Consider the following 23,861-nt stretch of genomic DNA (forward strand, 5'->3'; position numbering starts at 1 on the left):
GCTCCCGACCGCAAAACATTCACGAATCAGCGATTTAGAACGGGCCCAGCTTATGCAGTACTTTCCCAACATCCGCAGCCTGACGGTCGCAGTTCTCATGGTCTTGCTGAGTGCTACCGCGCCTGGCAAAGCAGCGGAGATAGAGCTAACTCAGGCAACCATCATTGAGTTAAACGCGGCTATGGATGCAGGTGCGCTGAACTCCGAACAGCTCGTGCAGCGCTATCTCGACCGTATAGCGGCCTACGACCAACAGGGACCTACTTTAAACACCGTCATGCACTTGAATCCCAACGCCCTGGCGCGTGCCCGGGAACTGGATCTTGAGAGGAAGACAACGGGACGGCGATCACCACTCCACGGCATTCCCGTCATCATTAAAGACAACCTTGATACCGCGGATATGCCGACCACCGCCGGATCTTTTATGCTCGATGGCAGTCTCCCGCCCGACGACGCTTTTGTCGTACAACAGCTCCGCGATGCAGGCGCGATTATCCTTGCCAAGTTGAACCTCAGTGAATTCGCTTCCGGCGGCGCACTCAACTCCCTGGGAGGTGTCATCGCGAATCCCCACCACCTGGGCAGAACCCCTTCGGGATCGTCTGGTGGCACCGGTTCGGCAATCGCCGCAGGTTTTGCCAGCATGGGTCTGGGTACGGACACCGGCGGCTCTGTTCGTGGACCGTCTTCCGCCAACGGAATTGTGGGTCTGAAAACCACCCATGGTCTGTTGAGTCGGGACGGCGTTGTGCCGCTAGCGCTCTCCTTTGACACCGTCGGACCGATGACTCGCAGCGTGACAGATCTGGCGGTATCCCTTGGTGTAATGACGGGCGTGGATCCGGCAGATAAATCCACGCAAAAGAGCACTGGCAAGTCTTACACTGACTACAGCCAGTTTTTGGATGCAGACTCCCTCAAGGGCGCGCGTATTGGCGTTGCGAGAGTATTCATGGGTGACGATGGTGAAGTGGATTGGTTAGTAGAGTCCGCCTTGCAGTCCATGCGCGATGCGGGAGCTGAAATCATTGATGTAGAGTTCCCTGACTGGCTATTGGAGTCGCGCGGTAAGTTTTACCGAGCGATCCGCTACCCGGAGTTCAAGGCCCAGATTGCCGAGTATCTGGCCACGCTGGACGGAGACTACCCAAAGGACTTAGAGGGTCTTATTTCCGAAGCCATGACCTTGAACGCTGCGCGCGAGGATGGCGTTATACCTAATCCCAGTCGCTGGTCGCTGATGCAAAAAGAAGTGAAAGCCACCGATCTGGAGGGCTTTGAGTATCAAGCAGTAAAGAAGCACGCCTTGCCTTTGGTTGCTCAAACTATCGCAGGGCTTATGAACAGCAATACCCTCGATGCCATCGTATATCCGACCTCGAGCAGCCCTGCGGATCTCATAGAGAGGCCCGCTGGGACATCAGAGCCGGGCTCTGGAGGCTCTCCCGTGATACTTGCCAATCTGTCAGGGTTCCCGGACTTAATCCTACCCATAGGTTTCACAGGACGAGGTATGCCGGTCACCTTGTCGCTAATGGGCACAGCGTTTAGTGAGCCACGGCTTATAGGCCTGGCCTATGCCTTGGAGCAACGATTGCAAGCCATCCGTACGCCCGTCCATACGCCACCACTACCTGGCAGCGCTATCCGCTACGACTGATCAAAAAAAACGCCACGGTTTCCCGCAGCGCTTCTGTCTCGACTAGCGTCAGCTCCTCATGGAGTTGCTTCGTCCAGCCTAATCAAGGCGCGGAGAGCACCTCAATATTTTGCTTCGCAACCATCCCGTTGATTGCCGGAAGCTGCTCCTCGAGTAGTGCCTCCAGGGCTGCTAGCTCTGCATCAATCTGGCCTGCAACGACCTTCTTGTAAGCGACCGCCTCATCCGTAGGACGGAAGTCACCCCCAGAAGCGTGGGTCGCAAGATAGGCCAGACGATTATTGAGCTTGATGCCAAAGTTCAATGGATCTTGATAGGCCTCATTACGGGTCTCGTGGATGTTGTTTTCGATCACGGTCATCTCGTCATCCAGCGCCGCCAAAGCGGTCAGGATAGGCTCGACATCTTTGTTTCCATCAAGCTTGCCTTTCAGGTAGTCGAGATCCGTGCGCAGAGCTCGGATATCGAGCACCGCCTGATTCGCCTGGGACAGCTTATCCCGAACATCAATGAGAAAATCAAACTGCGCCTGCAGATCCTGCTGCGAACTGAAAACCCTGGGATCCTTGAGAATATCAAACTCGCGATCCATGCTTTCACCGTTCACGGTCAATCGCGCAGTGTACGTGCCGGGCACGGCTTTGGGCCCTTTGGTATTCGCTGAATATAGAATAAGCCCGTCAAAAGACACCGCATCCGGATAGCGCATATCCCACACGAAAAGATTAGCGCCCTCTTGTGCCTCAAGCTTGTTATCGCCCTGCGTAGAGAATCGCTTGATAAGGTCGCCATCGCTTTCCAGAATTTCCAAACTCACCACGTCGGACTCTTCGACGGCCTCATCCAGATAGTAGTACAGCATGACGCCCGCCGCGTGATTCTCACCTTCGAGGAGTGGATCTCGCTTGCCTCGCCCACCTTGATGAATGCGATAGCTCGGCTTGGGCGCGTAGAGATACATATCCGCGTCTGCGACGCTGTCATCAAGCTGATGCAGCGGCGAGAGATCATCGATAATCCAGAAACTGCGTCCCTGAGTAGCGACGATGAGATTGCGATCCCGCACCTGCAGATCCGTGATCGGGACTTCCGGCAGGTTTAACTGGAATGGCTGCCAGGACTTACCGTCATTAAAGGACGCATACATACCGTATTCGGTACCGGCGTAAAGCAGACCCTCGCGATCGGGGTCAGCGCGCACAACCCGGGTAAAGTGTAGAGGCTCTATGCCATTGGTGATCTTACTCCAGCTCTTACCGTAGTTTGTGGTTTTGTACATGTAGGGAGCAAAGTCCCCTGACTTGTACATGGTGCCCGCAATGTAAGCGCCGCCCGCCTGCGTGGGATGAACATCGATAGAGTTCCACATAATCATCTTGGGCGCTTTAGGTGGTGTCACCTCCGCCCAATTCTCTCCGCCGTCGCGAGTAACGTGAATCAATCCATCGTCTGAACCGGTCCAGAGCACCCCCTCTTCGTAGGGGCTTTCATTGGCCGTGAGAATCGTCGCGTAAAACTCGACCCCGGTATTGTCCTGGGTAATCGGACCGCCGGAGGAAACCAGGGTTTCGGGAATCGCCCGTGTCAGGTCTGGACTGATGACTTGCCAATTCTGACCTTCGGTTGTGGAGACATGCACCCGGTGCGAAAACGCGTACAACTTGTCTGAATCGTGATGCGAAAAGAAGGTCGGGAAGTTCCAGTTAAACCGGTACTTCATTACCTCAACACCGGAACCTGCCGGGTTTAGCGGCCAGGGGTTAATGGACCGACGCTGATTGTTCGCATGATTCCCACGATACATATAGCCCTTATAGGTGCCGCCATAAACGATGTCATTGTCGTCGGGATCGATGGCGTGATACGCGCTCTCGCCGCCAGTAGTCTCCTCCCAGTCGTCTTCGGTGATCGCTACTCCGTCGCTACGGTGGAGAATACGGACGGAGCTGTTGTCCTGCTGCGCCCCATAGATGCGATAGGGAAAATGGTCATCTGTGGCAATGCGGTAAAACTGAGCTGTGGGTTGGTTGTAGTAAGTCGTCCAACTATCACCCGCATCGGTAGAAATCTGAGCACCACCATCATCGGCAATAATCATGCGCTCATTATCAAAGGGATCGATCCAGAGGTCGTGGTGATCTCCATGGGGTGCACGACGAAGGCTGAAGGTCTTTCCGCCGTCTGTGGACGTGGCATAGGACACGTTCATCACATACACCTTATTCTCATCCTGAGAATCAGCAATGATGCGACTGTAATACCAGGCGCGAGATCGAAGCGCCCGATCACTGTTCACCTTCTCCCAGCTTTCTCCGCCGTCATCCGAACGAAAAACGCCGCCGTCCTCGGCTTCGATAATCGCCCACACGCGCTCAGTATTAACAGGAGACACCGTCACTCCAATGATGCCTCGTGGAGCCGCGGGCATATTGGGTAGATCAGTGAGCTTCTTCCAGGTTTCGCCGGAGTCTGTGCTCTTCCACAAATCGGAGCCGGGACCACCGCTGGACAGGCTGTAAGGCGTGCGGTGCACGTTCCAGGTACTGGCGTAAAGGATGCGCGGGTTACCCGGATCGAAGGTCAGATCCACTGCGCCAGAGTCTTCGTTGGGAAACAGCACGCGCTCCCAGTTAGAGCCTCCGTCGCTGCTCTTGTAAACGCCTCGCGCTTCGCTGGACTGCCAGAGGTCCCCCATGGCTGCGACGTACACGATATTCGGGTTTGTCGGATGGACGCGAATCCGTCCGATATGCCGGGTATCTTTCAGGCCGATGAAAATCCAGGTCTTACCTGCATCGGTAGACTTCCAGACGCCAAAATTAGAGGACACATTGCCACGGATGGTTTTTTCGCCAAGCCCAACATAAATGACATTGGGATCGGACTCGGACACAGCCACCGAACCCACGGAGCCGCCATAATAGCCGTCAGAAATATTTTCCCAGGTATTACCGCCATCCCCGGTCTTCCAAACCCCACCACCTACGGATCCAAAGTAGTAGGTATCACGATCGCCGGGAACGCCCACGACGGTACCGGAGCGTCCGCCTCTGTACGGGCCAATGAGGCGATACTCCATGGCATCAAAAAGCGCGCTGTCATAACTGTCTGCGGCAATACTCTGGAACGATAGCAGCATGCTCAGTGGCAACAGCACCACCAAAGATATTCTCTGGACTATATTCACGATGAATTCCCACTCCTGTCTTATTAGAAGATTAACGTTACCGTAGTTCAATACAGGAGGCAGCACAAACCGGCATTGCCCCGTCTCCCCTATCGGATCAGCCAATAAAAAGCGACCCCATCAAATGCTAATGAATCAGGTGAAATGATTCCTGGCGACCCAAAGCCCACATCCAACCGTTCTCCGTGAGCACCGCATCCTCTTCCATGGAGAACTTCACCGGCTGCCCCCCCCACTCGGGTACCTCTTTAACCACATTAAGCTCTACGGAATGCCAGGTGTTGGCCCGAAACTCGAGCTCTCCGCGAACGGGCACACCGTCTTGATAATCCGTCATGCCCAGAGGCACTCCGGCGGCATGGCCGTGGTAGCCAATAGAGTGCCAGTAGATCGTTGCATCCAGGCCCTCTTTTTTAGCCTTGGCTAGAGAGGCGGCCAATGCATCATTACCACTGCGCCCAACCCGGGATTCCTCACGGGTAATATCCTGCAGACGCATGGACGCTCGTAAACCCGCTTGCAATCCGGCAGGAGGTTCTACCTCACCGGCGCGAAGCACGTAAGCATTGTGCTGGGTGTCGGTAGCGAAGCCCAGGTACATGATGCCGAAATCCGTCCAGAGCATGTCGCCGCGCTGGATAACCTCGTCGCCACTGAAGCGGCCTTCTCTACCCTGTCTTTGAATACCCACAGAAGGGTGAAACCACCCTCCCAGACCGTACTCAGCCACTGTTTGTCGCATCCACCAACGAACATCGTTAGCCGTAGTGACACCGGGAACGATCACTTCATTCGAAAACGCACGCCCTATGACCGAATGGGCCACGCGCATAATGTGGCGGTACGCATCTGTCTCTTCGGGCAGCCGTGTCTCCAACCACCCCACTGCCAGCATCTCGGCACTGACGATGCGGTCTGTGTAGCCCTCGAGCGCCTCGAAGAGTGCATCGCGTTGCACCGCGGTTAGGCCATCAGCGTGATTCCATCGCTCTGACATATTGATGCCAATTTTGCGGGGATTGCGCTCTTCGACTAATGCACGCAGTCCTTCAAACTGTTTTTCATTATGGGTTGGCACCACCGTATACAGATTCTGATAATTAAAACGGCCTACGGAGAGAGTTTCGACACCGAGCTCCTCCCCGCGATCATGAAACACCAGAATCGTTCTGCGCCTCGAAGAGTAGGTCTCAAAAGGCGCCAGGGAACGAAACACCGGGTCGTCGTTGTACTCTCGGGAGATGACAATCCACATATCAATGCCTTCCCGACGCATGACCTCGGGGAGAACAGTTTCAAAGCGCTTCTCCAACCATCCACGTACGAGGGGTGCCTGTTCCCGGTGAGTGAGAACGCGTTCTTCAGGGACAAATGATGACTGCATCGGTACCACATAAGCGCCTTCTGCAGAACCGGCTGCCATCACTTGAATCGGCATCGACAGCAAAATGAAGGCTGCTGTACACAGTAAAGAACAGAGTGCAGAAAACCCCGATCTCTTCTGATAGGAGACTCTTTCAGAACTCTTGGAGCCAAAACTGAAGGCCGAGGGCATCGTCACATACATGGTCAATAATCCTTTTTCGGGTGATTAGTGAGGCACCTATCCTAATCCCTATACGCTTAGCGGGCGACTCATTCTTCAGGTCAGTTGCTGAGAATACGCTTCAGAACCTCAGCAACGCGATCACTCTCCAGGTGATAAAGGTGGCCGCTAAATCCCAAGTCCTCAAACTCACTGACGTCGACAACATCAACGCCGGTAGCCTGAAAGCCATGTGCCTGACCCAGACGCTCTCCAAGGTTGAGGGTTTGTGAAAGGAAAAGCAGACGGTCGGACTCGGACACCAGCAGAGCAATGTTTGTCACCCACTGCCTGAGTTGAGGCAAGGCCTCCACGAACACATCGGTATCAACATCGGCCGCGACAAGAATCAGGTTTTTAAATCGTTGCGTGGGGCCCTGTGCGCGAATCTCTCCAAGCACGAGGCGAGACCCCATGCTGTGAGCAACAATACTGACTTTCTCATAACCAAATTTTGCGCCAAGATCATCAAGGATATCGAGTATCGCGGGCATGCTTTCCGCAAGACGCTGTGCATCCTGAAGGTAGGTAACACCCAGTCGGCTCGCGGGCCAACTGACTAACAGAATTCGGTCTTTAAATCCCGTACGGTAGGCCAGCTTTGCGGCTTCACGACATGCGCGCTCTATGCCTGTGTTGTAGCCGTGTACATAGATTAAAACGTCGTCTCCAACTGTCTCCGCCAGGCTCGCCAGCACCTCGTCTTTTGACAGAGTGCTGAGAGGACCATTCACCGCCTCTAGCTCTTGTTGGCCGTGCAGGGAAACCTGACAACGCCCTCCAGACACATCGGCGACTTGAGTGGTGTAGCGAAGCTCACCGTCATCCGTCATCTCAACATGACGGGTTGTCATAAAGGAAATGTTTAGATCTTGCACGGAGTCTTCGTTTTCTAGTGCGTAGGCCGGCAGCAGTGACAAAAGACTACAAAAAAAGACCCAAAACCGACCACGGACTTGCAATGTCTAGCGCTCGCTCTGATCTGGCAGGGCATCAAAACCCATGTCGTCGCTACGAAGGGGAAGCTCGCCCCGACCCAAGCGCTCCTGCAGTCTCTGCGGGTAGTCAGCGGGGATACTCCACAACATCTGCTGATCAGTGGGCGCCAAACCCCTTTCCAGCGGCGAAAAATCGCTTCGAATAGACAGCAAAACATCCGTACTCGCCCAGGGGTGGTCAAACCAGTATCGGTGACCGGTAATATCAAAACCACGACCTTCCCAGTCCCTTGAAACATCCACGACTTCCAAGCGATCAGCAGCAGCTATCGCTTCCAGCGTGTCTGCACCGAGATTCTTCGCACGCTGACCAATGCGCGCGCCACCGCCCATAAACAGCTTTGCCATATCCAAGGCACCATCCTTGGACGAAACCGTCACCACAGTCCGGGACGACAAAGCATTGATCGCCGGTAAGGCATCCACGAATTCGGATTGGGGTACATCTGCCGCGGCGTAGTAAATTGTTCCCAGACGAAACTTCTCGCGAAGATCGACACCATCGCTTGCGTGTCGATCGTAAAGCTCCTTTAAGGCGGCGGTAACAACCCGGCCACCGGCGCTCCAGCACACTATGTGGATCCGTCGCGCTACGGAATTTTCAGCAAGCGTCTCGAGCACGGAAGTCAGCGCCGGGGCTGCCCGATATGCTCGCCTGACATCACTACCACTCCCATAGGCAACTATGCTTTGTCGCGTCGGCCAGGAAAACGCTATGGATGTCATATCCCGCCCCATAAAGTGGTCGAGCTGAGCTGCAAAGGCGTTTGCGTTATAGAAATTCACCTTGGCCCCGTGCACATAAATCATTAAGTCATCATCTCGTGATGCCTCAATGGCGGCGTTCATATCGTTCATCAGCCATGCCAGCGCACCCGATTGATCGAACAGTGCGGTCTCATTACTCGAGGGCTGAAACCGGCCAATCTCAACAAGTCCCGCGATCGATAGATCCACTGTGTTGTCTCTGGTCCCTTCTCGGGAATAATCGCTGAGCTTGTCCCAAGACAACTGCGGCGAACCGAATCCGACCAACGTCATCCCCACCGAAATGTCATTCGCTTCGTTATTCCCATAGTCCAGCCTTTGCAAATCATTCTTACGCTGGCGAGTCGTTGCATAGTAGACAAGCCGTGGGGACCATCGCTGCGCCTCGGGGATATGATCCATAGGACTGAACTGCAGCTCCGAAAAGAGCACGGGAGTGGGCATCAATGGCTGAACACTTGGACCAGAGCAGGCGGCCAGCGCTACACCGAAGATCAAAGGTGTCAGGGTTTTTTTCATGGAAGATCTCATCAGGACTTTGCACAGAAAGACCACTACTATTTACTCCCCAATGGTAACAGTGAACGAGTTGTAGAATAGAGAGATGCCGCGTCTCGATAAACACATTAGCGCCCACATAGGCACGCCCCGCAAAGCAGTGCGGCTTATGCTGGCACAGCGCAGGGTTACCGTTGACGGTGTCATCGAAAGAGATGCATCTAAGATAATCGGAAAGTTTAATCGGGTAGCTGTCGATGGCACTGCGACGCAAAACCATACTCCCTACTACCTCATGCTCAACAAACCCGCAGGGGTCGTCTGCGCCACCAAGGACGCTCGGCATAAGACCGTTATTGACCTGCTGGATCACCCCCATAAGGACCAACTGCATGTTGTGGGGCGCCTCGACTATCACTCAACGGGGCTGGTGTTACTCACTAACGACGGACAATGGTCGCGACAGTTATCAGATCCTGCGAATGGCTTGCTGAAGCGCTATCTCGTAACCACCGATAAGCCCATTACCAGGGATTACGTGGAAGCGTTCGAGCGAGGCATGTACTTCGCTTTCGAGGGCATAGAGACCAGACCGGCAAAGCTTACTGTGTTAAGCGACTTTACCGCCGAGGTGGGACTCACTGAAGGCCGCTATCATCAGATCAAGCGCATGTTCGGGCGCTTTGATAACAAGGTGTTGAGTATCCATCGATTTGCCGTGGGCGATTACACGCTGGACAAACTTGCGCCCGGAAAGTTTAGAAGCGTACAGCGGGACTCTTGCAGCGCCGCTATTGAGCCTGGGACTGTCTAAAGCTCATCAGTCTTTCTGTAAGCCAATCCCCGGACTTGTGATCACCCGTATCGGGGCACTTCATAAAGTACGGTTTTCCGGTCCATGAGCTTTGACTGGCGAGCCGATCAATAAACTGTTCTGCGCTCCCTGCATAGCGTTTACCGCGCCGATACTTTAAGCGCAGATGGTCAGCAGCATCGCCTGCAGCGTGTTCGTCACCATTGCGCTCAAAGACACAGCCACTGTTTTCCACACTGGAAATAAGAAATGTGATTTCCTCGTCGACCACATCGGCCAGTAGATGTTGGCCGACCGAGAGCAGCATCACAAGAACAAAAGTTTTAAAGCTTGCCAGCCTGCACAAAGTCATCGATCTGGTTCCAAATGGCCGCTATCAGCCGTCTCTAATGAAAAAGTAACCGCAATAGGGTTGTGGTCCGAAGAAGACACCGGAAAGACTTCGGCATCGCTCACTTGTAAGCCTCTAACAAAAACATGATCCAGCGGCCAGCCAAATGCTGTTTGCCGATAGTCCTGAGCAAAACGCACTGAGCGCAAACCTAGCTTTCCGGCAATCTCCAGCAGTGCGTTCTGACGACCCTTCCGCCAGGTATTTAAGTCCCCGGATAACAGGATGGGTCCCTCAAAATCAGACAGCACATCGACGATCGCGTTCAATTGCTCGCGATAGCTGAGCAAGCCAAAACTAAAGTTTAGCGCATGAATATTTACTACGATCAGGGTTTGCTGACTTTCTCGGAGACCGTATTCGGTAACCGTCGTCGACTTTGGTGTGCCCAACCACGGCTCCACTGCCCCTAAACGACAGTGGGATATTGGCTTCACATCGCTGAAAGTGACAACCCCGGTTATGTCCTCGTCTTTCACATAGCCGGGAGAGAATGCGGCAAAAGGAGTCTCCTGTAGATGCGATCCCAAGCGCATGCTCAGGGCCGCCTCTTGTAACAGCACCAGCTGCTTACCCACCACAAAACGTTCAAGATCAGCTTCCCAGCCCGTCTCTTCCCCTTTTTTAATGTTCCAATTCAGAATACTGAAGTGACTTGCATCGATCTCATCAGCCTGAATGGCGCTATCGGACCCCAGCGTTTGACGGCACTCCAGAGCCGTCTTTAGTGGTGCCAGCTGCAACCCCTGGAACTCCTCAATGTCATTCGCGTTCTCCAGAGTTCCCAGTTGCGCAGTCGCACAAGAGCCCAAAAGCGCAGCGCTAACAATCAGGATGAAATGTTTTTTGGTGCTCAAGCGGTGACCATTAACTTATCTGAGATAGTTGAAAACGAAGCAAGGCCATCAATGAGCCCTCGGAAGATCATGAGAGAGGGAGTCGGACGAGGCGAGACATCACTCCCGCCCGCCCTTCTGCGATTAGCCGTCTTAAGACAATGCTACTTTCGATAATCCAAGGCAGGCTCTCGATCGCCCAATAGCGCCTGGTAACGAAAATCAGGCCCCGTTCGCTCATCAAACTCGGCTTTGGCCTTTTTTAGAGTTTCGGGCTGTGTATAGAGATCCACGGCACTGAGGGCCAAGGTCTTGGCTGCTACCATCATAGCTTTGTACCCGATAGGCGTACCTCCTGCAGCAACCGCTTGCCAACTGTGCGCCGGCGTGCCAGGAACCCAGGTTGCCGCACGCATAGCTGCCATGGGCACGCTCCAGCTAACGTCACCGGTGTCCGCCGAGGCCTTACCTTTAGTGAACACCATCGGCTGCACTTTGCCTGCAGAATCAATAGCAGGGAGCTTGCCAGGCAATGTTTTTTGAATATCTCGCGCAAAGGCAATGTCTTCTTTACTGTATTCGACGCCTCCCACCTCAGAGAGATTGGCGTGCAAGGTTGCCGCGAGCGTTTCGTTAGGCAGACGCGGATAAGTCCCGCCAATAATCTCGTATTCCATCTCGGTCTCTGTACCTATGGCGGCACCTTCCGCGGTTCTCACAACTCGCGCCCAAACCGAGCGAACTTCATCGACATCTTCATGCCGGATCACGTAGTAGACCTCGGCTGTCTTGGGCACGATGTTTGGCGCATTGCCTCCATCAGTAATGACATAGTGGATTCTCGTGGGCTCGGTAGTGTGTTCACGGAGCATATTGACCATATCGTTCATCGCTTCTACACCGTCGAGGGCCGAACGGCCGCGCTCTGGCGCGGCGGCAGCATGGGAGGAACGACCGGTGAACCGGAACTTACCCGATATAGTCGCAAGGTTAGTGCCGGGGTTTGCGGTATTTGCGTCGCCTGCATGCCAGCTAATCACGGCATCAACATCACTGAAGAGACCCGCACGCACCATGTAGACCTTACCGGAACCGCCCTCTTCCGCAGGTGTTCCGTAGTAGCGGATAGTCCCGGGAGTCCCCGTCGCGAGCAGCCAATCTTTGACCGCAACTGCCGCTGCCAAAGAAGCTGTACCGAACAAGTGATGCCCGCAGGCCTGCCCGGGTGCGCCGTCGAGGAGAGGCTCCTCGAAAGGAACTGCTGCTTGCGACATACCGGGAAGAGCGTCGTACTCACCGAGAATACCGATGACGGGGCCATCTGATCCGAAGGTGGCAGTAAAGGCAGTCGGCATACCTGCGACACCCGCAGCTACCTTGAAGCCTTCGTCGCGCAATGCATCTTGTAAGAGGCGAGCGCTCTCTACCTCAAGGTAACCCAACTCCGGCTGTGACCACAGCGTCTCAGCAATCGATTGATAGCGATCGTAGTCACTGTTCAGCGCCGCAAGAATGCCGGACTTGTCTGTCTGGGCCGACGACAGGAGGGGAAGAGCGAGCAGAGCCAGAGGCCATAGCCGCTTGGTAAAACGAATTCCATACATAGTCACAGTCCTTTCAGCTGTTGATAGAAGACAAAGAGTGCACCCTCAACACGATCACAGCAACACTTCCCCTAGCCCCGAGGGCATCGTACTTGATGAACGCCACTGTTCAGCGCGTAAAGAAATCGAAAACGTTCCCCAGAGTCGACGCGTCTCCTTTATAAAACTCCGTATACCCGCATCGTTGACAAGTGACCGCCGAATACTTTTTATTCTGCACATCAAAAATACGTGACCAAAATCCCCCTGATACACGTATTTCGCCAGCATCGAATTCTTGGTGATTACATTTTGGACACTGCCAGTTGCCGTGTTGCATCTACGTCGCTCCTTAAAAAAACACAAACTACGCTAAGCCTACAGGTTTACGAAGAACCTCTCCTGATAGTCATCATTCGAGGTGGTTTTCAGTCCGAACTGTGACTAAGCTTCGGCGATTAATTTTGCTTGGCTCGGAGTTATTTCACGATAAAACGTTTATTAGCGGTGCTCTCTTTTACTCTTTTGGCAGCCTGTGTGAATACTGATTACACCGGTAAATCCTATGCCCCCACAACCGAGGTCGACGTCTATTTTAGCGCCGGGGATGTAAAGCGTGAGTTTGAAGTCATGGGGATAATCACTGCGACGGCGATGGAAGGCTGGGACAGCGATCAGATGATAGATGAGCTTCGCACTCAAGCTATGGCAAAGGGTGCAGATGGCCTGGTGATTCAAGGGGTTCACACCGACGTCGTGGGCTCCACAACCAGTACCTCAGGCAGCGCAAAGTCAGACCCAAAATGGGTGATTACTGAGGACGGCAAACTCAAGGACGTCAGTTCTTCGAGTAATAAGTACAACGAATACTCGATCACTACAGAGACCAAAGAGAAGGTGATCGACGCTGAGCTCGTCAAGTACCAATAGAATGCGGATGAGCCCCACCCCGATAAACGGGCGGTGCTTCATCGGCTTTAGTTATCCCTCAACCTTTGGACGCTGATAGTGACGCCAAGGGTATGGCTGGCACCGGTCGCAAGACGAACCAGATCCGCCCCCATGTTGCCGGTTTCCACGCAGACCATGCGCCGGTAGCCGCCCTCTACGAAGTCATTCATACCGGCGGACTTCTCTATCCACGGGTTCCAAACTACCGTCGAATCACTGCGGCTTTTCTGCAAGTGTATAAGCCGACCTCGCAGCTGATCATCGATGAATTCGTCGCCGCTGGTTTGCTGGTAGATTCGATCCAGCTCCGCATCAAATTGAACATTGCCTGACTGTGTAAACCTTCGACTATCCTGCAGGGCATCGATGTACTCCACCCCGTCCAAACCGCGTACAGAGGTACGGGCGATATCACCCACATCGAAATAGGAATGCAAGGCCGCTGTCAGTTCGACGGACTCCTCCGCAGAGTTCACCATGGTCAGTGCAAGGGATAGCGTCTTTCCCACAGACACTTTGAGCTGTAATTGAAAGGCGTGGGGCCACAGTAATCTACTCTGCTCGTCGTCCTCCAGACACAGCAAAACCTCAGTACATCCGTCTTCATCTTGCTTTACCGCAATCAGTTGCCAGAAAAGGTTGCGCGCGAATCCATGGGAAGGCATTGCCGGATCAGGATGCACACCGAACCAGGGCCAACAGATGGGAATACCACCGCGCACAGACTTGCCGTGTACGTATGCTGCGGTGTCACTGACCCACAACACCGGGGCCTCATCATGGGGTTGATAGCTAAGAACCTGCCCCCCATGCACGGCGATACGGACTGATGCCCAAGCATTATCGATTTCGACAACCGGAAATTCTGATGCCGCATCGACGACGCGTACGACGTCGTCAATAGCGAACTTAGCGTGCAGCTCAGCGGTCGTTGGGTGACCCGTTGAAAGTGTACTCACAATGAGATCGAGGAATGTTGTTACTGTGCAGCGTGTGTCGCCTGCCAGGTGCTCGCCCGCCACTCACTATCAGCACGCTCAAAAACACCGCTGTTCAAATAGTAGTCAACGGTGCCATCTTCAGACGTCGACACGAGGCGAAAAGTCACCACCGCAATATCTCTGCCAAGGATACGAATGTTCACCTGGTCTGAGGTATAGACGGCCGGAGCTTCATCAGACGCTGGCGCCTCACTCATCCCGTCCAGAATAGTTTGCTTTCCATAGCGCGCACCGCTGGAGCTGGTATAGACAAGATCGTCTGCCCAAAAACGCTCATGCATGGCCACATCATTGACCGAAGCACCAGCAAGGAACTCATCCAAAAGCGCCGCGATCTCTGATCGATCATCGGCCGTCACCGATACCGAACCCAGTATCAGGAGCATTACGAGACTTAGGCCTATTTGTCTGAACATCCAAGCATCCTTACCGACTCGCGGCGACATCAAAAGGAGGATACTGCGACAGAAGCAACCGCCTCGCAACTGTCGTCGCAACAGCCGCTTGGCTCTCCCTAGGCGGTGCGGCGATTACCATTGCTTGCACGACCTCGGGCGCCACCACCACTTCCACGTCTGGCATTCTGTCCACCGGCTCCGGGACGACCATTGCTTTGGGAGCGACCCCGCCCGGGCGCACTGCCTCGATTGTCGCCACGCCCATTGCTCTGCCGGCCCCCGCGGCCATTCTGAATCGGCTCAGCTTTGATACTAGGATCGATGTCAAAACCCGGGAGATTGATCTTCTTGATACTCGATCCAAGCAGCTTCTCGATGTCCCGAAGCAACTTCAATTCGTCTACACACACCAAAGAGATAGCGTGTCCTTCCTGCCCCGCGCGCGCGGTACGACCTATGCGGTGAATATAGTCTTCGGGGACATTGGGCAGTTCAAAGTTGACGACATGGGGAAGCTTATCGATATCGATACCACGAGCTGCAATGTCCGTGGCGACAAGCGCTCGCACAGCACCTGACTTGAAGTCTGCTAATGCGCGGGTACGAGCACCCTGGGACTTATTGCCGTGAATGGCGGCAGCACTGATCCCATCTTTGCCAAGCTGCTCAGCGAGCCTGTTCGCGCCATGCTTCGTGCGCGTAAAAATGAGGACCTGCTGCCAGTTGCCCTCGCCGATCTGCTGGGATAGCAATTCACGCTTACGGCCCTTGTCTACCGGATAAACCAACTGACTGACCAGCTCCGTCGCCGTGTTCTGCGGAGTGACCTGAATCTGCTGCGGCTTCTCCAAAAACTCCGAAGCCAGCTTCTTGATTTCACTGGAAAAGGTAGCGGAGAACAACAGCGTTTGTCTTGTCTTGGGGATCACTTTCATCACCCGACGGATGTCATGGATGAAGCCCATATCCAACATACGATCCGCTTCATCCAAAACGAGAATCTCGATTTTGGACAGATCAATGCTACGTTGTTGCACATGGTCGAGGAGGCGTCCGGGGGTTGCCACCACAATGTCTACGCCTTTGATCAGTTTCTGCTTTTGGGGATTTATGGACACTCCCCCAAAAATAACAGCCGAGCGAAATGGCAGATAACGACCGTAATCGATAACGCTCTCATGGACCTGCGCAGCGAGTTCTCGCGTAGGCGTGAGTACCAATACCTTTGGATAGCTCTTTCGGCCGTCCTGATGTTTTTGCTGCAGTCGCTGAAGCACCGGCAGGGTAAATCCTGCTGTCTTTCCGGTGCCCGTCTGAGCGCCAGCCAGCAAGTCGCCGCCCTGAAGAACCAAGGGTATGGCTTGCTGTTGTATGGGGGTTGCTTCGTTGTAGCCTTGCTTTTCTACCGCACGCAGCAATTCAGCCGTAAGGCCGAGATCTTTAAATAACACGTAATGTATTCCTGATTTTGTCTTGCGAGTCATCTGACAAACTTGCTTGAAAGATCTACCGTTGAGATGACCTGCCAAGCAGCGCTCGGTCCAGACTGGGATTTCTTTGGATACTAGCCGGCACAGTATGTACCGCTTAGCTTTGGCGCAGACCGAAGTACGCCAAGAAGGCGCGCACATTAACAGAGCTGGCGATAAATAAAAGCAAAGAATGTCGCTATTTTTTAGACAATGCGGATACCGTCACGCTCCAGCGCGATTACGCGCTGCTTGTAGAGCGCGCCAATAGCCTGCTTAAACACCTTTTTACTGACACCGAAAACCGCGTAAATCTCTTTAGGCGGACTCTTATCGGTAAGCGCCAAAAAGCCATCATTAGCTTCTAAGCGGGCAAGAATCTTGGCTGCAACGCCATCCATCTTCCCTTTACTGAAGCCGGGCTGGTTGACCGACAAGTCAATTTTACCGTCGTCACGAATACGCTGAACGAAGCCATCCATGACCTGGCCCTTTCGGACTCTTTGATACAACTCGTTGCTATACAAAAGCCCCCAGCACTCATGATTGATAATGGCCTTGTAACCCATCTCTGTGCGCTCAGCGACGATCAGACTAACGCGCTGCCCTTGCTTGAGGGTGTGGGAGGTATCGTTGATCCAGTGATCGATACGCGTAGACCCTGCCAGCCGCCCCTGATTGTCGAGATAGACCTTTACCAGCGTGTGGCCACCTTTCTTAAGTGGATGCTGCTGCTCCGCAAAAGGAACAAAAAGGTCTTTCGGCAGGCCCCAATCCACGAACGCCCCAAGACTGTTCACCTCAACCACTTCCAGCCACGCGACCTCGCCCACCTGCGCTGCAGGCATTTGAGTTGTGACAGCCGGATCGCCTTCGGCATCAAGGTAGATAAAGACACCAAGTGGGTCGCCCGGCTCCACATCACCAGGGCACTGTCTTAGCGCAAGGGGAAGTCTCCCCAGCTTTCCTCCATCAAGAATGGCGCTGTGAGCCCCAACTTCCAGGATGTCTAAGGTGTGAAATCGGCCGATTTCGCGCTGCATGTCGCTGTCCGTGCTTGTCCCTTTGCGCGACATCCTAGTGCATTGCTAGCTGCAGGTCGCCTACTTCACAGCAGGAGCACGGGCGCTGCCAGCTCTATGAGTTAGGCCACATTGGCTCCCTGAAACTCGCGCACCGCCTTGAGAAGCTGACGAATCGTTATCTGCCCGATGAGACGCCCATCCTCCACTACGGGTCGACGCCGCTTGTTCTGCCGGAGCATATCCTGAGCGACATCCACAATATCTTCGCCCGGATGGGCAACAATAAGATTCTCAGAGGTCATGTAATCCCTGACAGGGCCAAAGCCATCTTTGTTATAGACAGCACTGAGCACTGCACGCAGGCAGTCCATCTCGGAGAGCACGCCCACCAAGCGGTCGCCATCCTCAATCACGCACAAACCCGATATCTTATTGTCGCTGATGATTACCATCGCGTCGTACACACTGATATCGGGTTTCACCGTCACCGGATGCACCACCATGTAGTCTCGCAAATTTACTGACTTCAGCATTTTTTTCCTCCCGACGCCCTTCGCGTCACGGTCACTAGAATATGCTTTGAATATGTTCCATGAGCGCCTGCGGCAAGATACCCAGTAGCAGAATCACAAAAATGAGAGACATCACCACCAGGCGACCCGCGAAGTTCGAGGCAATCGCAGAATCAGTCTCTGCCGGCTTTTGGCTCATCTGAAAAATCACCCGCAGGTAGTAATAGATTCCAATGGCACTGCCTAAGACCAAGGCACCCAATAAAAGCCAATGCCCACCCGCCACGGCGGCAGCGAACAAATAGAACTTCCCAAGAAAACCTGCCGTCAGGGGAATACCTGCCAGGGAGAGCAACACCACCAACATCAAAGTCGCTAGCAAAGGCTCTCGCCAGAACAATCCCGAAAGATCATCGACCTCTGCTGTATCAACGCCCTCGCCCCCGGGGTTGAGCAGTGCCAACACGCCAAATCCCGCCACCGTCGCCGGAACGTAGGCAAAAAAGTAAAACACCGCTGCCTCGCCAGCGAGCGCCCGGTGCAGCGGATCCGCCGCGACAACAAGGACAATAAGCGCATAGCCCATATGGGCAATCGATGAGTAGGCCAGCATGCGCTTGATGTTCTGCTGCATGAGAGCGAGAAGGTTACCCACCAGCATGCTTAACACGGCGAGGGCCGAAAGCACCTCCAGGAAGCCCGCCAGTTCAAAGAACTCCGCCTCGAGGAGCAGTCGCAGCAAAACCACAAAAGGTGCGGCCTTTGCCACCGACGCAAGAAAGGCGGTGACTGTGGCAGGCGACCCCTCATAAACATCCGGCGTCCACAGATGAAATGGCGCTGCAGATAACTTAAATGCTAATCCGCTGAGAACAAGTACTGCGGCCGTCGCAGATACGGCGGGTCCCAACACTGAATCCTGCAATCCCCTGGCCATAGAAGAAAACTCAAGACTACCGGTCGCGGCGTACAGCAAGGCAAAACCAAATAGCATGGTTGCCGAAGCACCACCAGAGAGCACCAGATACTTGGTTGCGGCTTCCGCTGCAATAGGCACGCGGGACGGGTAAGCCACCAGAGCGTAAAGCGCTACCGAGAGTAGCTCCAGCCCCAGCAGTAATGAAGCCACGTGATTTGCGTAGACCAACACCACGGCACCCAGAGTCGCCAGCAACATCAGTAGGTAGTACTCATCGCCCTGATCGCTCAGTCCGGGAAGATAATCACGAGACCAAAGCAGACACACTGCCGTGGAAACGCAGAACAAGGCCGCAAAAAGGGTGGCTAGCCCGTCTGCCTGCAGTAGCGGCGTAACTTCTCGACCATCTCCGACATCGACCCACACACAGGTCCCCAGAGCGATCGCCAGTACAAACAAGGCGGTATAGCGACTGAGGGAAAGATCTCGGCGCAGGGCGATTTGCAACATCAACACTGTCGCGCCCGCTGCGAGTGCGACGATCGGTGCTATGGCCGCGAGATCTGCGCTATTGATCATGGCAGCACTCCTGAGGCAGTAGAGGCTGTTGGGAGCATTTCTGTGACCCCGCGCAGCATGGGTCCTGCAAGTTCAAGGAGGGGCTGGGGATAGAGCCCCATCCATAGAAGAGCCATCATCATTACCGCCATCGCGCTCATCTCGCGCAGCCCAAAATCGGACATTCGACGATCGGCCTTAGGCTCACCGTAGAACGACTGCTGCATCAGCCACAGCGCATATACAGCTCCTGTAACCATGCCCACCGCTGCAACAGCTGCGACCCAGGGTGCGACGGTAAACAGACCCAGGAGAACCAAAAACTCCGCTACAAAGTTACCCAGACCAGGCAATCCCAGCGATGCCAGAACAAAGAACATAGCGCAGGCGCCCATACGTGGCGCTGCCTGCCATAAGCCGCCCATCTGGCGCATGTCGCGGGTATGCAGGCGATGCTGCAAAGCCCCAGCCATCATAAACAGCGCGGCAGAACTCACTCCATGAGTCAGCATCTGCAATACCGCACCCTGAAGGGCGAGCTCGTTAAAGGCGTACACTCCCAGCAGCACAAACCCCATGTGACTGACACTGCTGTAGGCGACCAAACGCTTGAAATCAGTCTGCGCGAAGGCCAACAAAGCGCCATAAACAACGCCCATGACGCCCAGGGTCATCGCCGCTGGCGCTATCACTACGGATGCTTCTGGAAACAGCGGCACGGTAAAGCGAAGCAGTCCATAGGCTCCGGTTTTAAGCAGAATTCCCGCAAGCAACACGCTACCCGCCGTGGGTGCCTGGGTGTGTGCATCGGGTAGCCAGGTATGAAACGGAAAACCTGGGAGCTTCACCACAAAGGCAATAAAGAACCCCAGCATCAGCCAAAAGCCCATTCGTGGTGTCAAATCCAAACCAAGGAGCACGTCATAACTGAAACTCAGGCTGCCATTTTGCGCAGCCCCCTGAGCACCCAAGGCAACTATCGCCAGCAGCATGAGCAGCCCTGACACCTGGGTAAAGATAAAGAACTTCATCGCCGCGTAGCCGCGATTTTCATGGCCCCAGATGGCTATGAGCAGGTACATTGGTACCAGCATGACTTCCCAGAACAAAAAGAACAGCACCAGATCGAGAGCAAGAAAAACGCCACAAACTCCCGCCAGGGTCCATAGCAAATTGGCCTGAAAAAATCCGGGACGCGTTTCAATTTCAGACCAGGAAGCTGCCACTGCGATGATGCCGAGCAAGAAGGTCAGTGCCAGCAGCAGTAAACTGAGACCATCCATACCAAGCTCAAAGCTAATACCAAAGCGCGGAATCCAGTCGACACGCCCATAGAGTAACCAGCTGCTATCGGTGGTCGCAGCCCCATCTGACAGGGGCAGTGCAAGAAAAGCTAGAACTGCAAGGCCCAGACCGCAGCTAAAGAGAGATATCCAGCGCGGTAGCTGGGTATCGAGTCTCTCGGACAGCCAGGCAACAACGCCGCCGAGCAAAGGTATGGCTATAAGTAGCGCCAGGCTCACAGGCTAGACCTCAATACAATTGCCAGGACACCAATCAAACCGATCACAACCGTGGTGAAGTACCAGCGCAGTTCCCCGGTCTGTAGTGCTGCCAAGCCACGATGCCCCATACGATTGACCGCCACGACACCCGAGTAAACGAGGTCCACGGGCTCGCCCTTAAAGCGCCGAGCGAGTGCCTTGTAAGGCGAGACAAGCAGAGCATCGTAAAGCCCGTCCACGCGCCAGCCACTGAGGAAAAGCCGCGTAAGAAACTGCCCAAGCGCCGAGTCTCTAAGCGCACTGATGGAAAGCGTCCCTCTAAGGAATACAAAGTACGCAAAGACAACGCCCACAATCGGGGTTCCAATACTCACCCATTCGATAAGATGGGGAACATCCGCATGAACTCGGGCGGGTAATACACCATCCAATGGTTGACCGATGGCCCCACCCAAAACCGATAGCGCGCACAAGAGAAGCAGCGGCACGGCCATACGTAATCCAGGCTGACGATCGGGCTCGATCTGCGCCTCGCCAAAGAACGCCGTAAACAACAGTCGAAAACTGTAGATACTCGTCAGCAGAGCTCCTAACAATCCGCCCGCCCACAGCCAGGGACCTGAGCCCTCTGCCGCAAACGCCGCCAAAAGAATCCCGTCTTTACTATAAAAACCTGAAGTAAATGGCAGCGCGGCGAGCGCTGCACTACCGATAAGGAAACTCAGAAAAACCACTGGAAGACGAGTGCGCAAACCGCCCATGCGGAAAATATTGTGCTCGTGATGCAGACAGTGAGTAACGGCGCCTGCAGCCAGGAAGAGAAGTGCCTTAAAAAACGCATGGGTCATGAGATGAAAAACACTGTAGCTGAAGGCACCGACGCCCAGCGCCAAAAACATGTACCCAATCTGACTAATGGTCGAGTAGGCCAGAATCCGCTTAATGTCGTGCTGAACCAGCGCTGCACTAGCGGCCAAAAGCAAGGTCGCCAAACCGATCCACGCGACCACAGTCATGGTTAGGGGCGCCAGCAAAAAAAGTTCGTGCAGACGCGCGATAAGGTATACGCCCGCCGTTACCATGGTTGCCGCATGTATCAAGGCCGACACCGGTGTTGGACCCGCCATCGCATCGGGTAGCCAGGTATGCAGTGGCAATTGCGCAGACTTACCTACCGCGCCGCCCAAAAGTAAGAGGGTTGCAAGCACGGGGAACTGCCCACCGACTTCCCACTCTAGATTGGCAGCTGCCAACAGGGGCTGAATATTCAGGGTACCCAGCTCTGTGAACAACAAAAACAGGCCCAGAGCCATGAGTGCGTCCCCCACGCGCGTGACCACAAATGCCTTGCGGGCTGCTGCACCGTTTGCAGGGTTGCGATACCAAAAACCGACCAGCAGGTAAGAGCACATGCCCACACCTTCCCAGCCCAGGAACATCAGCAATAAATTGTCCGCCATGACCAGCAGGAGCATGGCGCCAACGAACAAGTTCATGTAGGCAAAGAAGCGGCTAAAGCTTTCGTCTTCCCACATGAATTCAATGGAATAAAGATGAATCAGAAATCCTATGCCCGTGATCACCGACAGCATCACGACTGTTAAGCCGTCAATGTAGAAAGCGATGCCCACATTCAAATCAGCAACACTCATCCACGTCCAAAGCAGGGTCGTGGTCGGAGTCTGATCGCCAAGATAGGTCAACACCTGGCCTGCCACGAGCAAAGCGGCAAGGCCGATAGACCCCGCACCTATAAAAGCAACTACCGGCCTGGGTAGACGTCCTCCGAAAATAATGAGGATAGCTGCCGATAACAGTGGCAGACCGGGAATTGCAGCCAGCGTGAGATTCATCCGTTCAACCTCGTCACCGCGTCCATATCCAAGGTTTTATAACGCCTCTGTATCTGCAAGAGGAGACCCAGTCCTACGGCCACCTCTGCAGCCGCAACGGTCAATACGAGGAGAAACATCACCTGGCCGTCTGCCGCCTGCCAGCGGGCACCTGCCGCAATAAAAGCCAGAGCCGAGGCGTTGAGCATCACCTCAAGGGACATCAACATGAACAGCAGGTTTCGCCTGAGCATGAGCCCGCCCAGCCCGCAAACGAACAATATCCCCGCTAGCAGCAGCACATGCTCCAAAGGCACAATCAAGCCGTCCATTACTGAGCTCCCTGTCGGTCAATAAACCGCCGCGCCACGTGGTAGGCGCCCACCAGTGAGGCCATAAGGAGCATGGACGCCAATTCCACAGCGAGGACATAAGGACCAAAAAGAGTCATACCGACTTCCTTCGGCGACACACTCTGGCCTTGCAATGCCACACCGGAATCACCGAACACCAGCAACATCTCAACTAACAAGACAAGCGTGATGATCCCCGGAACAATCCATACACGGGGCATCAACAAAGCGCGCTCCCGATCTTCTCCTGAATCCCCCAGATTGAGCATCATGACCACGAACACAAACAGCACCATGATCGCGCCGGCGTATATCAGTATCTCCAGCGCTGCGGCAAACGGTGCGCCCAACATAAAGAACATGACCGCGACAGCCAGCAAAGACAAAATGAGATAAATCAGCGCATGCGACGCATTGGGACGGGTAAGAGCGACGAGGGTTGCCACAATCGCCAGCGCTGCTGTCAGATAGAAAAACAGCACCATCATGGCAGAAGACTCTTTACGTCGATGGGGGGAGCTTCGTTCTGAGCGTCACCCTTATCCTTGCCCGCGATAGCCAGTCCGGCTACGCGATAGTAGTTGTAATCGTGATACTTCCCCGTGCCGGCAATCTGTAAGTGCTCTTTCTCGTAGACCATGCTTTGACGGTCGTACTCGCACATTTCAAAGTCCGGCGTAAGCTGGATCGCGTTGGTGGGGCAAGCCTCTTCGCACATCCCACACATGATGCAGCGCGAAAAATTGATACGGAAAAATTCGGGATACCAGCGCCCATCCTCCCGGGTCGACTGCTGCAAAGCGATGCAGTCCACGGGGCAGGCAACCGCACAGAGATTGCAGGCCACACAGCGTTCTTCACCGTCCGGGTCACAGGTCAATACAATGCGTCCGCGATAACGTGGCGCGAGGTAAGGCTTTTCTTCGGGGTATTGGACGGTCTCGGCACGAGTAAACGTGTGCTGAAGAATCGTCATGAGTGTCACAAGCTGACTGCGTATGGCTTCCCACATAAC

At 54.4% G+C, this 23,861-nt stretch carries 22 protein-coding genes; 3 read left to right on the forward strand and 19 right to left on the reverse strand.

What is annotated here, in order from left to right:
• Positions 1–52: 52 nt before the first annotated feature.
• Positions 53–1,663 (forward strand): amidase family protein, encoded by a 1,611-nt coding sequence (locus ACTG39_RS01985; RefSeq protein WP_439105845.1) that lies wholly within the window; start codon positions 53–55, stop codon positions 1,661–1,663.
• A gap of 82 nt (positions 1,664–1,745) precedes the next feature.
• On the opposite strand, the gene ACTG39_RS01990 is transcribed toward ACTG39_RS01985, so the two are convergent.
• The 4 genes from ACTG39_RS01990 to ACTG39_RS02005 all read right to left on the reverse strand — a co-directional run bounded on the left by ACTG39_RS01990 (position 1,746) and on the right by ACTG39_RS02005 (position 8,720).
• Entirely contained in the window at positions 1,746–4,850 is a 3,105-nt protein-coding gene (locus ACTG39_RS01990) for a VPS10 domain-containing protein (protein WP_439105846.1), read from the reverse strand.
• 127 nt (positions 4,851–4,977) lie between these two features.
• Positions 4,978–6,273, reverse strand: coding sequence for a M24 family metallopeptidase (locus tag ACTG39_RS01995; RefSeq protein ID WP_439105847.1), 1,296 nt, complete (start codon positions 6,271–6,273; stop codon positions 4,978–4,980).
• A gap of 224 nt (positions 6,274–6,497) precedes the next feature.
• Positions 6,498–7,289, reverse strand: a complete 792-nt coding sequence (locus tag ACTG39_RS02000; protein ID WP_439105848.1) for an alpha/beta hydrolase — start codon at positions 7,287–7,289, stop codon at positions 6,498–6,500.
• Between the two features lie 111 nt (positions 7,290–7,400).
• Positions 7,401–8,720 carry an alpha/beta hydrolase gene (locus ACTG39_RS02005; RefSeq protein WP_439105849.1) on the reverse strand — a complete coding sequence of 440 codons (1,320 nt, stop codon included), beginning with the start codon at positions 8,718–8,720 and terminating at the stop codon, positions 7,401–7,403.
• Positions 8,721–8,805: 85 nt separating this feature from the next.
• Between ACTG39_RS02005 and ACTG39_RS02010 the strand changes: the two genes are divergently transcribed.
• Complete coding sequence (locus ACTG39_RS02010) at positions 8,806–9,513, forward strand: pseudouridine synthase (RefSeq protein ID WP_439105850.1); 708 nt, start codon at positions 8,806–8,808, stop codon at positions 9,511–9,513.
• Here ACTG39_RS02010 and ACTG39_RS02015 read toward each other — a convergent pair.
• The 4 genes from ACTG39_RS02015 to ACTG39_RS02030 form a co-directional block, all read right to left on the reverse strand.
• Positions 9,491–9,865 carry a DUF5329 domain-containing protein gene (locus tag ACTG39_RS02015; RefSeq protein WP_439105851.1) on the reverse strand — a complete coding sequence of 125 codons (375 nt, stop codon included), beginning with the start codon at positions 9,863–9,865 and terminating at the stop codon, positions 9,491–9,493. The genes ACTG39_RS02010 and ACTG39_RS02015 overlap by 23 nt on opposite strands.
• Positions 9,862–10,761 (reverse strand): endonuclease/exonuclease/phosphatase family protein, encoded by a 900-nt coding sequence (locus ACTG39_RS02020; protein WP_439105852.1) that lies wholly within the window; start codon positions 10,759–10,761, stop codon positions 9,862–9,864. Before ACTG39_RS02020 ends, ACTG39_RS02015 begins: the two co-directional genes overlap by 4 nt.
• A gap of 143 nt (positions 10,762–10,904) precedes the next feature.
• Entirely contained in the window at positions 10,905–12,344 is a 1,440-nt protein-coding gene (locus ACTG39_RS02025; protein ID WP_439105853.1) for an amidohydrolase, read from the reverse strand.
• Positions 12,345–12,453: 109 nt separating this feature from the next.
• The gene (locus ACTG39_RS02030; RefSeq protein ID WP_439105854.1) at positions 12,454–12,663 is read right to left on the reverse strand and encodes a zinc ribbon domain-containing protein; all 210 of its coding nucleotides are present in this window, start codon (positions 12,661–12,663) and stop codon (positions 12,454–12,456) included.
• A gap of 197 nt (positions 12,664–12,860) precedes the next feature.
• Here ACTG39_RS02030 and ACTG39_RS02035 point away from each other — a divergent pair, with 197 nt between their 5' ends.
• Complete coding sequence (locus ACTG39_RS02035; RefSeq protein WP_439105855.1) at positions 12,861–13,253, forward strand: hypothetical protein; 393 nt, start codon at positions 12,861–12,863, stop codon at positions 13,251–13,253.
• A gap of 47 nt (positions 13,254–13,300) precedes the next feature.
• On the opposite strand, the gene ACTG39_RS02040 is transcribed toward ACTG39_RS02035, so the two are convergent.
• From ACTG39_RS02040 to nuoI, 11 genes are all read right to left on the reverse strand, one after another.
• Entirely contained in the window at positions 13,301–14,233 is a 933-nt protein-coding gene (locus ACTG39_RS02040; RefSeq protein WP_439105856.1) for a D-hexose-6-phosphate mutarotase, read from the reverse strand.
• Between the two features lie 20 nt (positions 14,234–14,253).
• Positions 14,254–14,691: a nuclear transport factor 2 family protein gene (locus ACTG39_RS02045; RefSeq protein WP_439105857.1), complete on the reverse strand. Its 438-nt coding sequence runs from the start codon at positions 14,689–14,691 to the stop codon at positions 14,254–14,256.
• Positions 14,692–14,789: 98 nt separating this feature from the next.
• A complete protein-coding gene (locus ACTG39_RS02050; RefSeq protein ID WP_439105858.1) occupies positions 14,790–16,124 on the reverse strand; it encodes a DEAD/DEAH box helicase in 1,335 nt (444 codons plus the stop codon).
• Between the two features lie 224 nt (positions 16,125–16,348).
• Positions 16,349–17,185 carry a CvfB family protein gene (locus ACTG39_RS02055; RefSeq protein WP_439105859.1) on the reverse strand — a complete coding sequence of 279 codons (837 nt, stop codon included), beginning with the start codon at positions 17,183–17,185 and terminating at the stop codon, positions 16,349–16,351.
• Positions 17,186–17,286: 101 nt separating this feature from the next.
• On the reverse strand, positions 17,287–17,700 hold the full coding sequence (locus ACTG39_RS02060) for a CBS domain-containing protein (RefSeq protein WP_439105860.1): 414 nt from the start codon (positions 17,698–17,700) through the stop codon (positions 17,287–17,289).
• Between the two features lie 34 nt (positions 17,701–17,734).
• A complete protein-coding gene (locus ACTG39_RS02065; RefSeq protein WP_439105861.1) occupies positions 17,735–19,177 on the reverse strand; it encodes an NADH-quinone oxidoreductase subunit N in 1,443 nt (480 codons plus the stop codon).
• Positions 19,174–20,679 carry an NADH-quinone oxidoreductase subunit M gene (nuoM, locus tag ACTG39_RS02070; RefSeq protein ID WP_439105862.1) on the reverse strand — a complete coding sequence of 502 codons (1,506 nt, stop codon included), beginning with the start codon at positions 20,677–20,679 and terminating at the stop codon, positions 19,174–19,176. The genes ACTG39_RS02065 and nuoM overlap by 4 nt, the downstream gene beginning before the upstream one ends.
• Positions 20,676–22,514 carry an NADH-quinone oxidoreductase subunit L gene (gene nuoL / locus ACTG39_RS02075; RefSeq protein ID WP_439105863.1) on the reverse strand — a complete coding sequence of 613 codons (1,839 nt, stop codon included), beginning with the start codon at positions 22,512–22,514 and terminating at the stop codon, positions 20,676–20,678. Before nuoL ends, nuoM begins: the two co-directional genes overlap by 4 nt.
• Entirely contained in the window at positions 22,511–22,825 is a 315-nt protein-coding gene (gene nuoK, locus ACTG39_RS02080; protein WP_439105864.1) for an NADH-quinone oxidoreductase subunit NuoK, read from the reverse strand. The genes nuoL and nuoK overlap by 4 nt, the downstream gene beginning before the upstream one ends.
• Complete coding sequence (nuoJ, locus tag ACTG39_RS02085) at positions 22,825–23,334, reverse strand: NADH-quinone oxidoreductase subunit J (protein WP_439105865.1); 510 nt, start codon at positions 23,332–23,334, stop codon at positions 22,825–22,827. Before nuoJ ends, nuoK begins: the two co-directional genes overlap by 1 nt.
• Positions 23,331–23,858, reverse strand: coding sequence for an NADH-quinone oxidoreductase subunit NuoI (nuoI, locus tag ACTG39_RS02090; protein WP_439105866.1), 528 nt, complete (start codon positions 23,856–23,858; stop codon positions 23,331–23,333). The genes nuoJ and nuoI overlap by 4 nt, the downstream gene beginning before the upstream one ends.
• Between the last annotated feature and the right edge of the window lie 3 nt (positions 23,859–23,861).

Source organism: Congregibacter sp., from assembly GCF_965662665.1.
In the GTDB taxonomy this organism is placed as follows: domain Bacteria; phylum Pseudomonadota; class Gammaproteobacteria; order Pseudomonadales; family Halieaceae; genus Congregibacter.

Bases quoted from the DNA above. Each gene is read 5' to 3' on its own strand.
- nuoJ (WP_439105865.1), bottom strand. From the start codon at position 23,334: ATGATGGTGCTGTTTTTCTATCTGACAGCAGCGCTGGCGATTGTGGCA.
- ACTG39_RS02060 (WP_439105860.1), bottom strand. From the start codon at position 17,700: ATGCTGAAGTCAGTAAATTTGCGAGACTACATGGTGGTGCATCCGGTG.
- ACTG39_RS02045 (WP_439105857.1), bottom strand. From the start codon at position 14,691: ATGTTCAGACAAATAGGCCTAAGTCTCGTAATGCTCCTGATACTGGGT.
- ACTG39_RS02000 (WP_439105848.1), bottom strand. From the start codon at position 7,289: ATGACAACCCGTCATGTTGAGATGACGGATGACGGTGAGCTTCGCTAC.
- ACTG39_RS02005 (WP_439105849.1), bottom strand. From the start codon at position 8,720: ATGAAAAAAACCCTGACACCTTTGATCTTCGGTGTAGCGCTGGCCGCC.
- ACTG39_RS01985 (WP_439105845.1), top strand. From the start codon at position 53: ATGCAGTACTTTCCCAACATCCGCAGCCTGACGGTCGCAGTTCTCATG.
- nuoK (WP_439105864.1), bottom strand. From the start codon at position 22,825: ATGGACGGCTTGATTGTGCCTTTGGAGCATGTGCTGCTGCTAGCGGGG.
- ACTG39_RS02025 (WP_439105853.1), bottom strand. From the start codon at position 12,344: ATGTATGGAATTCGTTTTACCAAGCGGCTATGGCCTCTGGCTCTGCTC.
- ACTG39_RS02010 (WP_439105850.1), top strand. From the start codon at position 8,806: ATGCCGCGTCTCGATAAACACATTAGCGCCCACATAGGCACGCCCCGC.
- nuoI (WP_439105866.1), bottom strand. From the start codon at position 23,858: ATGTGGGAAGCCATACGCAGTCAGCTTGTGACACTCATGACGATTCTT.
- ACTG39_RS02065 (WP_439105861.1), bottom strand. From the start codon at position 19,177: ATGATCAATAGCGCAGATCTCGCGGCCATAGCACCGATCGTCGCACTC.
- ACTG39_RS02030 (WP_439105854.1), bottom strand. From the start codon at position 12,663: ATGCAACACGGCAACTGGCAGTGTCCAAAATGTAATCACCAAGAATTC.
- ACTG39_RS01995 (WP_439105847.1), bottom strand. From the start codon at position 6,273: ATGGCAGCCGGTTCTGCAGAAGGCGCTTATGTGGTACCGATGCAGTCA.
- nuoL (WP_439105863.1), bottom strand. From the start codon at position 22,514: ATGAATCTCACGCTGGCTGCAATTCCCGGTCTGCCACTGTTATCGGCA.
- ACTG39_RS02055 (WP_439105859.1), bottom strand. From the start codon at position 17,185: ATGCAGCGCGAAATCGGCCGATTTCACACCTTAGACATCCTGGAAGTT.
- ACTG39_RS02015 (WP_439105851.1), bottom strand. From the start codon at position 9,865: ATGACTTTGTGCAGGCTGGCAAGCTTTAAAACTTTTGTTCTTGTGATG.